General features: G+C 74.4%; 13 protein-coding genes. 9 read left to right on the top strand and 4 right to left on the bottom strand.

Features of this window, described 5'->3' with window-relative positions; genetic code table 11:
• Nucleotides 1–63: 63 nt before the first annotated feature.
• Nucleotides 64–525 (top strand): DUF6328 family protein, encoded by a 462-nt coding sequence (locus tag F4692_RS06320; RefSeq protein WP_179618726.1) that lies wholly within the window; start codon nucleotides 64–66, stop codon nucleotides 523–525.
• Here the strand turns inward: F4692_RS06320 and F4692_RS06315 are convergent.
• Nucleotides 522–959, bottom strand: a complete 438-nt coding sequence (locus F4692_RS06315) for an SRPBCC family protein (protein ID WP_179618725.1) — start codon at nucleotides 957–959, stop codon at nucleotides 522–524. The genes F4692_RS06320 and F4692_RS06315 overlap by 4 nt on opposite strands.
• Nucleotides 960–1,053: 94 nt before the next feature.
• On the opposite strand from F4692_RS06315, the gene F4692_RS06310 reads away from it, so the two are divergent.
• The 5 genes from F4692_RS06310 to F4692_RS06290 all read left to right on the top strand — a co-directional run bounded on the left by F4692_RS06310 (nucleotide 1,054) and on the right by F4692_RS06290 (nucleotide 5,809).
• A complete protein-coding gene (locus F4692_RS06310) occupies nucleotides 1,054–1,614 on the top strand; it encodes a TetR/AcrR family transcriptional regulator (RefSeq protein ID WP_179618724.1) in 561 nt (186 codons plus the stop codon).
• Nucleotides 1,611–3,092, top strand: a complete 1,482-nt coding sequence (locus F4692_RS06305; RefSeq protein ID WP_179618723.1) for an MFS transporter — start codon at nucleotides 1,611–1,613, stop codon at nucleotides 3,090–3,092. The genes F4692_RS06310 and F4692_RS06305 overlap by 4 nt, the downstream gene beginning before the upstream one ends.
• A 123-nt stretch (nucleotides 3,093–3,215) precedes the next feature.
• A complete protein-coding gene (locus tag F4692_RS06300; RefSeq protein ID WP_179618722.1) occupies nucleotides 3,216–4,037 on the top strand; it encodes an alpha/beta fold hydrolase in 822 nt (273 codons plus the stop codon).
• A gap of 63 nt (nucleotides 4,038–4,100) precedes the next feature.
• A complete protein-coding gene (locus tag F4692_RS06295; RefSeq protein ID WP_179618721.1) occupies nucleotides 4,101–4,679 on the top strand; it encodes a TetR/AcrR family transcriptional regulator in 579 nt (192 codons plus the stop codon).
• Nucleotides 4,676–5,809, top strand: a complete 1,134-nt coding sequence (locus tag F4692_RS06290; protein WP_179618720.1) for an SGNH/GDSL hydrolase family protein — start codon at nucleotides 4,676–4,678, stop codon at nucleotides 5,807–5,809. The genes F4692_RS06295 and F4692_RS06290 overlap by 4 nt, the downstream gene beginning before the upstream one ends.
• 3 nt (nucleotides 5,810–5,812) lie before the next feature.
• On the opposite strand, the gene F4692_RS06285 is transcribed toward F4692_RS06290, so the two are convergent.
• Entirely contained in the window at nucleotides 5,813–7,120 is a 1,308-nt protein-coding gene (locus F4692_RS06285; RefSeq protein ID WP_179618719.1) for an aspartate aminotransferase family protein, read from the bottom strand.
• A 110-nt stretch (nucleotides 7,121–7,230) separates the two neighbouring features.
• Here F4692_RS06285 and speB point away from each other — a divergent pair, with 110 nt between their 5' ends.
• Entirely contained in the window at nucleotides 7,231–8,241 is a 1,011-nt protein-coding gene (gene speB / locus F4692_RS06280; protein WP_179618718.1) for an agmatinase, read from the top strand.
• On the opposite strand, the gene F4692_RS06275 is transcribed toward speB, so the two are convergent.
• The gene (locus tag F4692_RS06275) at nucleotides 8,227–8,814 is read right to left on the bottom strand and encodes a TetR/AcrR family transcriptional regulator (protein ID WP_179618717.1); all 588 of its coding nucleotides are present in this window, start codon (nucleotides 8,812–8,814) and stop codon (nucleotides 8,227–8,229) included. The genes speB and F4692_RS06275 overlap by 15 nt on opposite strands.
• Before the next feature lie 51 nt (nucleotides 8,815–8,865).
• On the opposite strand from F4692_RS06275, the gene F4692_RS06270 reads away from it, so the two are divergent.
• Nucleotides 8,866–9,915: an NAD(P)-dependent alcohol dehydrogenase gene (locus tag F4692_RS06270; RefSeq protein WP_179618716.1), complete on the top strand. Its 1,050-nt coding sequence runs from the start codon at nucleotides 8,866–8,868 to the stop codon at nucleotides 9,913–9,915.
• A gap of 76 nt (nucleotides 9,916–9,991) precedes the next feature.
• Here the strand turns inward: F4692_RS06270 and F4692_RS06265 are convergent, their stop codons facing one another.
• Nucleotides 9,992–12,253, bottom strand: a complete 2,262-nt coding sequence (locus F4692_RS06265; RefSeq protein ID WP_179618715.1) for an LLM class flavin-dependent oxidoreductase — start codon at nucleotides 12,251–12,253, stop codon at nucleotides 9,992–9,994.
• 64 nt (nucleotides 12,254–12,317) lie between these two features.
• Here F4692_RS06265 and F4692_RS06260 point away from each other — a divergent pair, with 64 nt between their 5' ends.
• Nucleotides 12,318–12,662, top strand: a complete 345-nt coding sequence (locus F4692_RS06260; RefSeq protein ID WP_218858165.1) for a winged helix-turn-helix transcriptional regulator — start codon at nucleotides 12,318–12,320, stop codon at nucleotides 12,660–12,662.
• Nucleotides 12,663–12,683: the final 21 nt, after the last annotated feature.

Here is a 12,683-nt window from a genome sequence, read left to right as displayed (position 1 = left end):
CGGTCCAGCCGGCTCACCCGTCGGGAGGTTGGCGTCACCGACGCCGTGAGTAGCGTCCGGGAGATGGCCGAGGGACGACCCGACGAGACGCCGCAGGAGCGCGCCGACCGCAACTGGAACGACCTGCTGCAGGAGCTCCGGGTGAGCCAGACGGGCGTGCAGGTGCTGGCGGGGTTCCTCGCCACGCTGCCGTTCCAGGAGCGCTTCGAGGACCTCGACGGGTTCCAGCACGGGTGGTACGTGGCACTGCTCAGCCTCGCCTTCGCGACGGTGAGCGTGCTGCTCGCGCCGGTGGCGATCCATCGCCACGTCTTCCAGCGCGACGTGAAGCCGCAGCTCGTGCGTGCGGCGCACCTGCTGATGTCCGTGGCGCTGGGGCTGATCGGACTGCTGCTGGGCGGGATCCTGTTCCTGATCGTCGACGTGCTCTACGACCGGACGGCAGCGGCGGGCAGCGCGGTCGGCTCCGTCGTCGTCCTGGTCGGTCTCCTCGGCCTGCTGCCGCGGTGGGTCATCCGCGACTAGCCCGGCTGCCGGTCCAGGCAGTCACGCAGCTGGTCGACCGTCTTCCGGGCGAGGACCGGGAGGTGGGCCTGCACGAGCGGCGAGGCCAGCCGCGACAGGCCGGAGAACGACATGTGGGCGGTGTAGGTGACCTCGGCCCCCGCGCCGGACGTACGCACGTCGAAGACGTCGTCGCCCTCGAAGCCGGCGTTGGTGCCGTGCAGGCGCACGCGCGCCGGGGCGACGAGCTCGGCGGCGGTGTAGGTCAGCTCGACCTCGCGACCGAGGAAGGACGAGACGTTGCGGTACGTCGTGCCCGGCCCGCCGTCACCGGCTGTGCGCTCGCAGGTCCTCGTGCCCGGGTCCCAGGCCTCGGCGTTGCGGAAGTCGGCGAGGTAGGCGTACGCGGCCTCGGGCGACGCGGTGGTGGTGAAGGTGCGGGTGATCGACGGCATGCCACGACGGTAGCGACGCGGGCGGCCGCGATCGTCCTATTGAGACATCCTTGTCGCATGTGAGACAGTGATGTCTCGTGACCGAGGAGGACCGATGGTGGACCGCGACGACGTGCTGACCGCTGCCCAGCGGGCGCTCAACGCCGACCCTGCCGCGTCGATGACCGCGGTGGCCGAGGCCGCGGGGATCAGCCGGGCCACGCTGCACCGCCACGTCGACTCCCGGGAGGCCCTGCTGGTCGAGCTCGGCACCCGCTCCCTCGACCAGTGGGAGCAGCGCCTCGACGACGTCGACGTCGAGGCGCTCGCCGCGTCCGACGACGCGGACCGGATCCGCGCGGCGCTCGAGGAGCTGGTCCTGGGCTACGTCGACGACTCCGACGTCTTCGGCTTCGCCCTCACCGACCAGGTGATCCTCGCGAACGCCGCGCTCGAGGCGCGCACGCAGGTCCTGGCGGACCGCGAGGCGGTCCTGTTCGCCGCCGCCCAGTCGGTCGGGGTGCTGCGCACCGACCTCCCCGCCCGCTGGTTCGGGCACGCGATCTACGGCCTGCTCGTCTCCGGTCGCGACGCCGTCCGCCTCGGCGACGTCGCCCGTCGCGACCTCGGCCGCCTCGTCCTCTCCTCGCTCCTCACCGGGATCGCCACGCCATGACCGCACTGCACCGCCCCGCTCCGCCGACCGCCGCCGACCCCCGCCGCTGGTGGGCGCTCGCCGTGCTGGCCGCCAGCCTGCTCGTGGTGGTCATGGACATGACCATCCTCACCGTCGCCCTGCCGGAGATGGCCGCCGAGCTGCGCCTGGGCGCGATGTCGCAGCTCTGGGTCGTGGACGCGTACGCCCTCGCCCTCGCCGGGCTGCTCATCCCGGTCACCGCCCTCGGCGACCGGTGGGGCCGCAAGCGGATGCTCGTGACCGGCTACGCCGCGTTCGCGCTCGGGTCCGTCGCGATCCTGTGGGCCGACGACGCCGCGACCGTCATCGCGATCCGCGCCCTGCTCGGCGTGGGCGGCGCGATGGTCATGCCGTCGACGCTGTCGCTCATCCGCTCGGTGTTCGCCGACGCCCGCGAGCGCACGCTCGCGCTGAGCGTCTGGGGTGCGACCGCGGCCCTCGGCGCGGCGGTGGGCCCGGTCGTGGGCGGTGCCCTGCTCGAGTCGTTCAGCTGGCACTCGGCCTTCCTGGTCAACGTGCCGCTGATGGTCGTCGCGATCGCCGCGGCGGCGTGGCTGCTGCGCGAGAACCGGTCGTCGCGCCCCGGTCGCATCGACCCCGTCGGCGTCGTCCTCTCCGCCGGCGGCATGACCGCGTTCGTGTACGCCGCCAAGCAGCTCGGCAAGCACGGCCCCGATCTCGGCACCCTCGCCCTCCTCGCGCTCGGGGCGGCGATGCTGACCGTCTTCGCGCGGAGGGCGCTCGCCTCGAGCCGGCCCATGCTCGACGTGCGGATCTTCGCCTCGCCGGTGCTGCGCGCCGGTGTCGTGGCGGCGCTCGCCAGCAGCGCCGCGATGGTGTCCGTGCTCTACGTGGGCAGCCAGTGGCTCCAGCTCGTCGAGGGGTGGAGCCCGCTGGGCGCCGGGGTGGCGCTGCTGCCGCTCGCCCTCGGCGCGATGGTCGCCTCACCGTTCGCGCCGGCCCTGGCCGAGCGGACCAGCCCGCGCGCGGTCCTCGCCGGCGGACTGGTGGTGCTGTCGCTCGGCCTGGCGCTGATCGCGGTGGTGCCTGCCACGTATCCCTGGATCGCGGTGGCCTTCACCGTCGTCGGCCTCGGCACCTCCGCCCTCGGGCTCGGGTCGGCGCTGATCATGGGGGCCGCGACGGACGACCAGGCCGGCTCGGCGGCCGCGACGGAGGAGATCACGTACGAGCTCGGTGCGGTCCTCGGCATCACCTTCCTCGGCAGCCTGGTCGGTGCGGTCTACCGCGCGGGCCTGCCCGGCTCGGCCGACGGTGCCGTGCGCGAGTCGGTCGCGGGAGCGGTGGGCGGGCCGTGGTTCGCCGAGGCGGCGGACGCCTTCGTGACCGCGTTCGCCGCCGTCGGCGCCGTCGGGGCCGTGCTGTGCGCGCTCGCCGCCGTCGCGGTCTGGCGGCTGGTGCCCGGTGACCTGACGCTCGACGACGCGCACCACTGACGTCGTCCCGTCGCGCGCCCCCCTGCGGGTGACCCCGGCCCCGGCGCCCTTGATCCGCCGGGACCGCGGTGGCAACTTGTCTTGTGGACAAGACATCTGGTCGACACCCTCGAGGAGACGCACATGCCCACGATCGCCGCGAACGACATCACCCTGAGCTACACCGACAGCGGCGGCGCCGGCCGGCCCGTCGTGCTCATCCACGGCTGGCCGCTGAGCGGCGCGTCGTGGTCGGGCCAGGTCCCCGCGCTCACCGATGCCGGCCACCGCGTGATCACCTACGACCGTCGCGGGTTCGGCGACAGCGACAAGCCCGCCGACGGCTACGACTACGACACGTTCGCCGCCGACCTGGCCGGGCTGCTCGACGGCCTCGACCTCGACGACGTCACCCTGGTCGGCTTCTCGATGGGCGGCGGCGAGGTCGCCCGCTACCTCGGCACCCACGGCTCGGGGCGGGTCCGGTCGGCCGTGCTCGCGGGCGCGGTCCCGCCGTACCTGCTCAAGACGGACGACAACCCCGACGGCGGGCTCGAGGAGGAGGACGTCGCCGGGATGGAGGAGGGCGCGCGCACCGACCGGGAGAACTTCCTCGACGGCTTCACGACGAACTTCTTCAGCGTCGACGGCGAGCTCGAGGTGAGCGAGGAGCAGCGGCAGGAGGCGCTGGCCATGCAGTCGCCGGCCCGTGACGAGGCGGTCGTCGGGTGCATCGGCGCGTTCGGGCGGACCGACTTCCGCGACGACCTCGCGAAGATCGACGTGCCCACGCTCGTCATCCACGGCGACTCGGACGCGGTGGTGCCCTTCGAGGTCTCCGGCAAGCGCTCGGCGGAGGCCATCGCCGACAGCACGCTCGTGGTGGTGCCGAAGGCGTCCCACGGCTTCAACGTGAGCCACCAGGAGGAGTTCAACTCCGCACTGCTGGAGTTCCTCGCGCGCTGACGAGTGGCGGCTCCTTCCTCACGGTCGTATGCTGAAACCTATGGACCGTAGGAAGGAGTCGCCGTGCCGCGTGTCGGCCTGACCACCGCCCGGGTCGCCGAGGCGGCTGCCGTGCTCGCCGACGAGGTCGGCCTCGAGCACGTGACCCTCGCCGCCCTCGCCCAGCGCTTCGGCGTCGCGACGCCCAGCCTCTACACCCACGTCCGCAGCCAGGCCGACGCACGGGTCCGGGTCGCGCTCCTCGCGCTCGAGGAGACCGCCGACCTCGTCGCCGCCGCGCTGGCGGGGGTCAGCGGTCGCGACGCGCTCGCCGCCGTCGGCGGGGTCTGGCGGGCGTACGCCGTCGCGCACCCGGGGCGGTACGCCGCCACGCGGCTGCCCCTCGACGCCGCGACCGCCGCGTCGAGCGCCGGTCCTCGCCACGCCGAGCTGTCCCGCGCCGCCGTCCGGGGCTACCGGCTGGGCGAGGTCGACGCGACCCACGCCGTGCGCCTGCTGGGGGCGACCTTCCACGGCTACGCCGCCCTCGACGCGGCCGGCGCCTTCGGCCACGGGCCGCCCGACGCCCCCAGCTCCGACGCGTCGTTCGAGCGCGTCCTCGACGGCCTGCACGCCACCTTGACTTCCTGGGAGACCCGATGACCGAGCCCCTCGTCCCGCAGTCCCTCGACCCGCTCGTCCGCGGGGCCGTGGAGCTCGGGCACACCGATCGCGGCCTGCTCCCGCACCGGCTGCCCGCATGGGCGCGCGCGCAGACCGACGACCCGCAGCTCCACCTCGTGGAGGCGCAGCCGGCGGGCGTACGCCTCGCGCTCCGCACCACCGCGACGCGCCTCGAGCTCGACGTGCTGCCCACGAAGCGGCGCTACGTCGGCGCTCCCCAGCGGCCCGACGGCTGGTACGACGTGGTGGTCGACGGCCGGCTGGCCGAGCGGCACCAGGCCCCCGGCGGCAACACGCTGGACGTCGACATGATGACCGGCGCGAGCACCTTCACGGCCGGCTCGCCGACGACGCTGGACCTCGCGCTGCCCGCGGGGGAGAAGGACGTCGAGGTCTGGCTCCCGCACGACGAGCAGACCGAGCTCGTCGGCCTGCGCGCGGACGCGCCGGTCGCCCCCCTCGTCGAGGCCCGGCGCAGGTGGGTCCACCACGGCAGCTCGATCAGCCACGGGTCGATCGCGACGCACCCCACGGAGCCGTGGCCCGTCGTCGCCGCGCGGCTGGCCGGTCTCGACCTGGTGAACCTCGGGTTCGGCGGCAGCGCGCTGCTCGACCCGTTCGTCGCGCGCACCGTCCGCGACCTCCCCGCCGACCTCATCAGCCTCAAGGTCGGGATCAACCTCGTGAACGCCGACCTGATGCGCCGGCGCGCGCTGGGGCCCGCCGTCCACGGCTGGCTCGACACGGTCCGCGACGGCCACCCCGAGGCGCCGATCCGCCTCGTGTCGCCCCTCCACTGCGCGATCCACGAGCAGACGCCCGGCCAGACCGCGCCCGACCTGGAGGCGATGGCCGAGGGCAGGGTCGCGTTCCTCGCCGGCGGCGACCCCGCCGAGGTGGCGCGCGGTGCCCTGACCCTCGAGGTCGTCCGCGAGGTCCTGGCCGAGGTGGTCGAGCGGCGCGGCGACCCGCACCTGGCGTACGTCGACGGGCTCGCGCTGTACGGCGCCGACGACGAGGCGCGGCTGCCCCTGCCCGACAACCTGCACCCCGACAGCGAGACCCACCGGCTCATCGGCGAGCGGTTCGCGGGGCTGGGGGACTGGTAGGCCTCAGCCCTGCATCGCCCCCGCGATCGCCTGCTCCAGCAGGTCGACGCCCTCGTGCAGCTCGGACTCCTCGATGGTCAGCGGCGGGGCCATCCGGATCACGCCGCCGAGCCCGGGGAGCTGCACGATGTTGATGTGCAGTCCGAGGTCGAGGGCGGCGCTCGTGACGGCCCGGCCCAGCGCGTCGGCCGGGGTCCGCGACTCCTTGTCGGTCACCAGCTCGACGCCCTGCAGCAGCCCGCGACCGCGGACGTCGCCGACCACCTCGTAGCGCTCGCGCAGGTCGAGCAACCGGTCGCCCAGCGCCTTGCCGAGCATCCTCGCGCGGTGCGCCAGCCCGTCGCGCTCGACCACGTCGAGCACGGTCAGGGCGACGGCGGCGGCGAGCGGGTCGGAGGAGTGCGTGGTGAAGAACAGGTGCCCGCGGTCGTGGCAGCGTTCCTCGATCTCGGCGGTGGTCACCACCACGGCGACCGGCAGGCCCGCGCCGAGGGTCTTGGACAGGGTGATGATGTCGGGCACCACGCCGTCGCGCTCGACGGCGTACATCGTGCCCGTGCGGCCCAGCCCGGTCTGGGCCTCGTCGACGACCAGCAGCATCCCGCGCTCGCGGCACCGCTCGTGCAGCCGCGTGAGGTAGCCCGGCGGCAGCTCGAGGATCCCGCCGGAGGACAGGATCGGCTCGACCAGGCAGGCGGCGAGGCTGCCCGACGACTGCCGGTCGAGCGTCGCGAAGCCGTAGTCCAGCTCGGTCTCCCAGTCGTGGCTGCCGTCGGCGTGGCGGAAGGGGGAGCGGTACGCGTCGGGCGCGGGCAGCGTCAGGTTCCCGACGGGCGGCGGGCCGTAGCCGTGGCGGCCGGCGGAGAACGTCGCCCCCGCCGCGCCCGTGGTCATCCCGTGCCACGAGCGGTCCAGCGCGACGACCTCGTAGCGGCCGGTCGACAGCTTGGCCATCTTGATCGCGGCCTCGTTGGCCTCGCCGCCGGTGCTGAGCAGCTGCATCCGCTCGAGCGGGCCGGGGAGGCTGTCGGCGAGGCGCCGGGCGAGCTCCACCACGGGCCGGCTCAGCATCCCGGAGTAGAGGTGGTCGAGGGTCGAGATCGACTCGGTGACTGTCCGCACCACCTCGGGGTGCGAGTGCCCGAGCACGGCGCTCATCTGGCCCGACGTGAAGTCGAGGATCGCCCGGCCCTGCTCGTCGTGGACGTACGCCCCGGCGGCCCTCGCGATCACGCGCGGCGTGAAGCCGCCGCCGTACCGGATCAGGTGCCGCTCGGCGTCCTGCCAGAAGGTGTCTCCGCCGTCCGCCATGCCGCCTCCCGCGCTCGTCGTGTGCCCACACCCTCGCAGGCCGCGACGGCCGCGACCACCACCGTCGTCCAGCCCTGTGGGGTCGGTCCGCGACAGCCTAGAGTCCACCCATGGCTCGCTACGGCGCTCAGTTCGGTCCCGACATCACCTTCCTGGGCGTGCCCGCCTGCGACCTCGACGACGAGTCGACGTACGCCGACGCGGACGTCGTGATCGTCGGGGCGCCCTTCGACGGTGGGACCTCGCACCGGCCGGGCACCCGCTTCGGCCCGCAGGCGATCAGGATGACCGACTACCTGCCCCACGACGGGTCGCGACCCTCGCTCGCGCTGCGCACCGACGGCCTGCAGGACCTCACCGTCGTCGACGCGGGCGACGTCGAGCTGCCGCCGGGTGACATCGAGACGACGCTGGGCCGCCTCGAGGCCGCGGTCGAGAAGGTGGCGCGGGCCGGTGCGATCCCGGTCGTGCTCGGCGGCGACCACTCGATCGCCTACCCCGACGCCAAGGGCGTCGCCAACGTGCTCGGCCACGGGCGGGTGTCGATGATCCACTTCGACGCGCACGCCGACACCGGCGACATCGAGTTCGGGTCGCTGTGGGGGCACGGGCAGCCCATGCGGCGACTCATCGAGTCGGGCGCCCTGCGCGGCGACAGGTTCCTCCAGGTGGGCCTCCGCGGCTACTGGCCCGGGCCGGAGACGCTCGACTGGATGGCCGCGGAGAACATGCGCTCCTACGAGATGACCGAGATCGTCCACCGGGGCCTGGAGGAGTGCCTCACCGAGGCGTTCGCGATCGCGACCGACGCGTGCGAGGGAGTGTTCCTGTCGGTCGACATCGACGTCTGCGACCCCGGCCACGCCCCCGGGACGGGTACGCCCGAGCCCGGCGGGCTCAGCGCCCGCCAGCTGCTCGACTCCGTGCGTCGGATCTGCCTCGAGCTCCCCGTCGTCGGGGTCGACGTCGTGGAGGTCAGCCCTCCCTACGACCACGCCGACATCACCGCGGCGCTCGCCAACCGGGTCGTGCTCGAGGCCCTCTCGGCGATCGCCCGCAGGCGGCAGGACGAGCGCGACGGCACGACCTGGGACCCCTCGCGGCCGCTACTCGACAGGTGAGCGGGAGGCCGAGAACGCCCGGTCGACCGCCCGGGCCAGGGCCGCTCGCCGTCGCTGGTGCACGTCCGCGGCCTCGTCGCGGGTCGCGGTCGTCATCACCGCGGCCTGCGCCCACGTCGCGGCCATCGAGACCAGCAGCGCCCACAGGTCGGCCGGCTCGTAGCCGCGGTCGAGCACCCCGGCGGCCTGGGCGGCGCTGATCGCGTCGAGCTTGGACTCGTCGTGGTCCGCGTCGGTGAACAGGTCGCCCTCGGGCGTCCGCTCCAGCCGCGCCCAGGTGACCAGCCGCATCAGCGCCGGGTCGTCGACGTAGGCGTCGTAGAGGCGGCCGGCATAGCCCGGCAGGTCCTCGGCCGTGAGGGGCACCGCGTCCAGCAGCGCGTCGACGTGGTGGGCGAAGGCCGCGTCGAACAGGGCGTCCTTGTTGCCGACGTGGGCGTAGAGCTGGGCCTTGTTGATGCGTGCGGCGGCGGCGATCCGGTCGACCCGGGAGCCGGCGATGCCGTGCTGGGCGAACTCCTGCACCGCCGCGTCGAGGATGCGGCGGACGGTGTCGGAGGCGTCGCGGGGCACGGGCGCAGCGTACGCGTCGTGCGTTTCCAACCAACCGGTTAGTCTAACTGCATGCGTTCCTCCACCGCCCTCCTCGTGGCTCGCGCCGGCGCCCGGCCCGAGCCCACCCCCATCGACCGCCGCGACCTGCGCCCCGACGACGTCGCCGTCGCGGTGACCTTCTGCGGCGTCTGCCACACCGACCTGCACGCCGTCCGCGGGTCCGGCGGGCCCTACCCGCTCGTGCCGGGGCACGAGCTCGTCGGGACCGTCACCGCCGTCGGCCCCGAGGTCACTGGCCTCGCCGTCGGCGACCCGGTCGCGGTCGGCAACATCGTCGACTCCTGCGGCACCTGCGAGGCGTGCCTGGCCGACCAGCAGAACTGGTGCCGCGAGTTCCCGACGCTCACCTACGCCGGCCGGGACCGCGTCGACGGCACCACCACGCTGGGCGGCTGGTCCACGGAGTACGTCGTGCGCGAGACGTTCGTCTACCGCCGGCCCGCGGGACTCGACGCGGCAGCCGTGGCGCCGCTGATGTGCGCCGGCGTCACCGTGTGGGAGCCGCTGCGGGCCCTCGGCGTCGGTGCGGGCACCCGCGTCGGCGTCGCCGGGGTCGGCGGCCTGGGCCACCTGGCGGTCAAGCTCGCGGCGGCCCTCGGGGCGGAGGTCACCGTCCTCACCACGACGGCCGGCAAGGCGGACGAGGCGGCGACCCTCGGCGCGAGCGGCGTCGTCGTCACCACCGACGCCGACGACGTGGCCGGGGCACGCGGGACGCTCGACGTCATCATCGACTGCGTCCCGGTCGACCACGACCTCGCGCCCTACCTCGGCATGCTGCGCGCCGACGGCACGCTGTGCGTCGTGGGCTACCTGGGCACCACCTCGGTGGACATGATGCCGCTGCTGCAGGGTCGCAAGCGCGTCACCGGGAGCGGCAGCGGCGGGCGGGCCTCGACCCAGGAGATGCTCGACTTCTGCGGGGAGCACGGCATCACCGCCGACGTCGAGGTGCTGCCTGCGACCGAGGTCGGCACCGCGCTCGAGCGGCTCGGTCGCGGCGACGTGCGCTACCGCTTCGTCCTCGACCTGGAGGCGCTCGAGGCCTCGACGCCGTAGACGGACGGACGTTGCTCGTCGATGCGGGCGCGCGCCCGCCGGGGCCCGTCGTGCGACCGGACCTCCGTCCGCGCGTCTACGCCTCCGGCATCGGGGCCTCGATCGGCGCGGCCGCGTCGTCGACCGGGTCGATGAAGAAGTTGTCCCGGAAGAGCCCGGTGGGGTCCCACTCCCGCTTGAGCCGGCGCAGCCGCTCGAGGTGCGCGGGCGGGAAGGCCCGCTCGAGCCACACCGGGCCGGTGCCGGTCTCGAAGCTGAGGTAGCTGCCCGACAGGTGCGGCACCAGGCGCTCCCACGCGTCGTCGAACCCGCTGCTCGCGCCGAAGGCCGAGAGGGAGAAGCCCGCGCTGCGCCCGGCGTACGCCGTCGCCTCGCTCGGCACGTCGGCGACCGCACCGCCCACGGCACGGATCGAGAAGAAGTAGGACGTGCCGGCGTCGAGCAGGTCGGCGACCTCGCGCGACAGGTCCGGGGAGAGGTGGTCGGCCAGGCCCGAGTGGGTGTGCGGCTCGCCCTGGCCCTGCTGCGGCACGTCGCTGCTGAAGAGCGACATCACCTGGTCGTAGGTCGCGAGCGCGACGTTCTGGTCGAGCAGGGGTGCGACCTCGGCGATCGGCTGCAGCCGGGACACCACCGTCTCCGGGTCGTCGTGGTCGACGACGAGCATCGCCTGCGCGACCCGCTGGGTACCGCGCCGCTGGCCGAGGATCACCTGCCCGGTGACGCTGCGGTCGGCGTCCTCGATCGCCCGTCCCCACCGCTCGAGGAAGGTCGCCGTGTCGCTGGCGTCGAAGGCGAGCTGGGCGAAGGCGATCGTGCCCACCCGCGCGGCGGTGAAGTCGAAGGAGGTGGCGATGCCGAAGTTGGGCCCGGCGCCGCGGACCGCCCAGAACAGGTCGGGCTCGTCCTCGGCGCTGGCCCGGACGGCGCGACCGTCGGCGGTCACCAGCTCGACCGCGGTGAGGTGGTCGATCGTCAGCCCGTGCTCGCGGGCGAACCAGCCCACGCCTCCCGCGGTCGCCAGCCCGCCGACGCCGACCCCGCCGTAGTCGCCGCTGCTGATCGCCAGGCCGTGCGGCGCGAGCACGCGCGCGACCTCGGCCCAGGTCGCCCCCGGGCCGATCCGCACGGTGCCGGCGTCCGGGTCGAGCACCTCGACGGTGTCGAGGGCGCCGACGTCGATCACCAGCCCGCCGCGGTTGAGGGACCGACCCGAGATGCCGTGGCCCGCGCTGAGGATCCCGAGCGGGAGCTCGCGGTGCTCGCGCGCCACGGCCACCGCCTCCTGCACCTCCGCGACGTCGCGGGGGCGGAGCACGAGCCCCGGTGCGCCCCCGCGCAGGTAGCCCGAGCGGTAGCGGGCGTACGCCCTGTCGCCGGGCTCGACGGCCCGCTCGGCCAGCGCCGGCGGGAGGTCGTCGTACGCGATCCCGGGACGCCGCCTGGCCAGGGCCGACGGGCTGCGCACCGTCCGGCGCTCCGCCGTGCCACCGGCGTCGCGCGCCTCGGCGACCCGCTCGCGCACCTCGTCGAAGAGACCGGCGAAGCGGCGCAGGCCGCCCTCGTCGTCGCCCATCACGATGAAGGTGCTCACGCCGTCCTCGAGCGCGAGGCGGACCAGGTCGTCCGCGCCGGCCTCGGCGCCGACGTTGAGCAGGCGGGTGACCTCCGCCGGGTCGCGGCCGGCCGCGCGGGCCGCCTCGTCGATGGTCTGCATGCCGCGCTGGAGGTCGCCGGGCTCGAGGTAGGGGAGCGAGGGCAGCCAGCCGTCGGCCGCGCGCCCGACGAGGCGGAGCATCCGCGGCTTGAGCGCCCCCAGCCAGATCGGCACGGGGCGCGACGGCGCCGGTCCTCGCTTCGCGCCGCCGACCCGGTGGTGCCGGCCCGACACCGCGAGCACCGAGCGGTCCTCGGCGTCCCAGATCCCGCGGATGACCTCGATGGCCTCACCCAGCGCGTCCACGGCCTGCCCGGGCGTCAGCCGGGTGCCGCCGTAGGCCTCGATCGCGTCCCAGAAGCCGCCGGCACCCAGCCCGAGCGCGACACGGCCGCCGGAGAGCAGGTCGAGGCTGGCCACGGACTTCGCCAGCACGGCGGGCTGCCGCAGCGGCAGGTTGAGGACGTTGCCCGACAGGTGGATCCGCTCGGTGCGTGCGGCGGCCCAGGACATCAGGGTCCAGGTGTCGAGGAAGGCCGGCTGGTAGGGGTGGTCCTGGAAGGTCGCGAGGTCGTAGCCCAGGTCCTCGCTGAGGAGGGTCAGGTCGACGGGACGCTGCGGTGAGGCGGCCGTGGGCGTGAGGAACGATCCGAAGCGCAGGGGGTGGCCGTAGTCGGGCATGCGTCAAGGATCCGCCGCACCGGACGGGCCGGACAAGTCAGGGTAAGCGGGTTACGATGAGTAAGTGACCACGACCCGGACGCGCTCCCCCCGCCACCTCATCGACGACGCGTCGTGCCGGGAGGCGACGCCGATCCTGGAGTTCGTCGGCAGGCGCTGGACCGGCGCGATCATGCTCGCGCTCGGACGCGGGGCGACCCGGTTCGGCGAGGTCGAGGCCGCGGTGGACGGCCTGTCCGCCCGGATGCTGACCGCCCGGCTCCGCGAGCTCGATGCGCACGGCCTCGTCGAGCGCGAGGTCGTCCCGACGACACCGGTGCAGGTGCGCTACCGGCTCTCCGAGCGGGGGCGCGACCTGCTGGCGGCGATGCAGCCGCTCATGGCCTGGCAGCTGCGGTGGGGGAGCTGACCCGACCGGCCCGACCGGCCC

It is taken from the genome of Nocardioides cavernae, assembly GCF_013410035.1.
GTDB lineage: Bacteria > Actinomycetota > Actinomycetes > Propionibacteriales > Nocardioidaceae > Nocardioides > Nocardioides cavernae_A.
The sequence above is the reverse complement of the archived record's forward strand: the minus strand, read 5'-3'. Positions and strand labels throughout refer to the sequence as shown.

Coding starts and splice junctions, on each gene's coding strand:
- F4692_RS06320 (WP_179618726.1), top strand. CDS start 64: ATGGCCGAGGGACGACCCGACGAGACGCCGCAGGAGCGCGCCGACCGC.
- F4692_RS06315 (WP_179618725.1), bottom strand. CDS start 959: ATGCCGTCGATCACCCGCACCTTCACCACCACCGCGTCGCCCGAGGCC.
- F4692_RS06310 (WP_179618724.1), top strand. CDS start 1,054: ATGGTGGACCGCGACGACGTGCTGACCGCTGCCCAGCGGGCGCTCAAC.
- F4692_RS06305 (WP_179618723.1), top strand. CDS start 1,611: ATGACCGCACTGCACCGCCCCGCTCCGCCGACCGCCGCCGACCCCCGC.
- F4692_RS06300 (WP_179618722.1), top strand. CDS start 3,216: ATGCCCACGATCGCCGCGAACGACATCACCCTGAGCTACACCGACAGC.
- F4692_RS06290 (WP_179618720.1), top strand. CDS start 4,676: ATGACCGAGCCCCTCGTCCCGCAGTCCCTCGACCCGCTCGTCCGCGGG.
- F4692_RS06285 (WP_179618719.1), bottom strand. CDS start 7,120: ATGGCGGACGGCGGAGACACCTTCTGGCAGGACGCCGAGCGGCACCTG.
- speB (WP_179618718.1), top strand. CDS start 7,231: ATGGCTCGCTACGGCGCTCAGTTCGGTCCCGACATCACCTTCCTGGGC.
- F4692_RS06270 (WP_179618716.1), top strand. CDS start 8,866: ATGCGTTCCTCCACCGCCCTCCTCGTGGCTCGCGCCGGCGCCCGGCCC.
- F4692_RS06265 (WP_179618715.1), bottom strand. CDS start 12,253: ATGCCCGACTACGGCCACCCCCTGCGCTTCGGATCGTTCCTCACGCCC.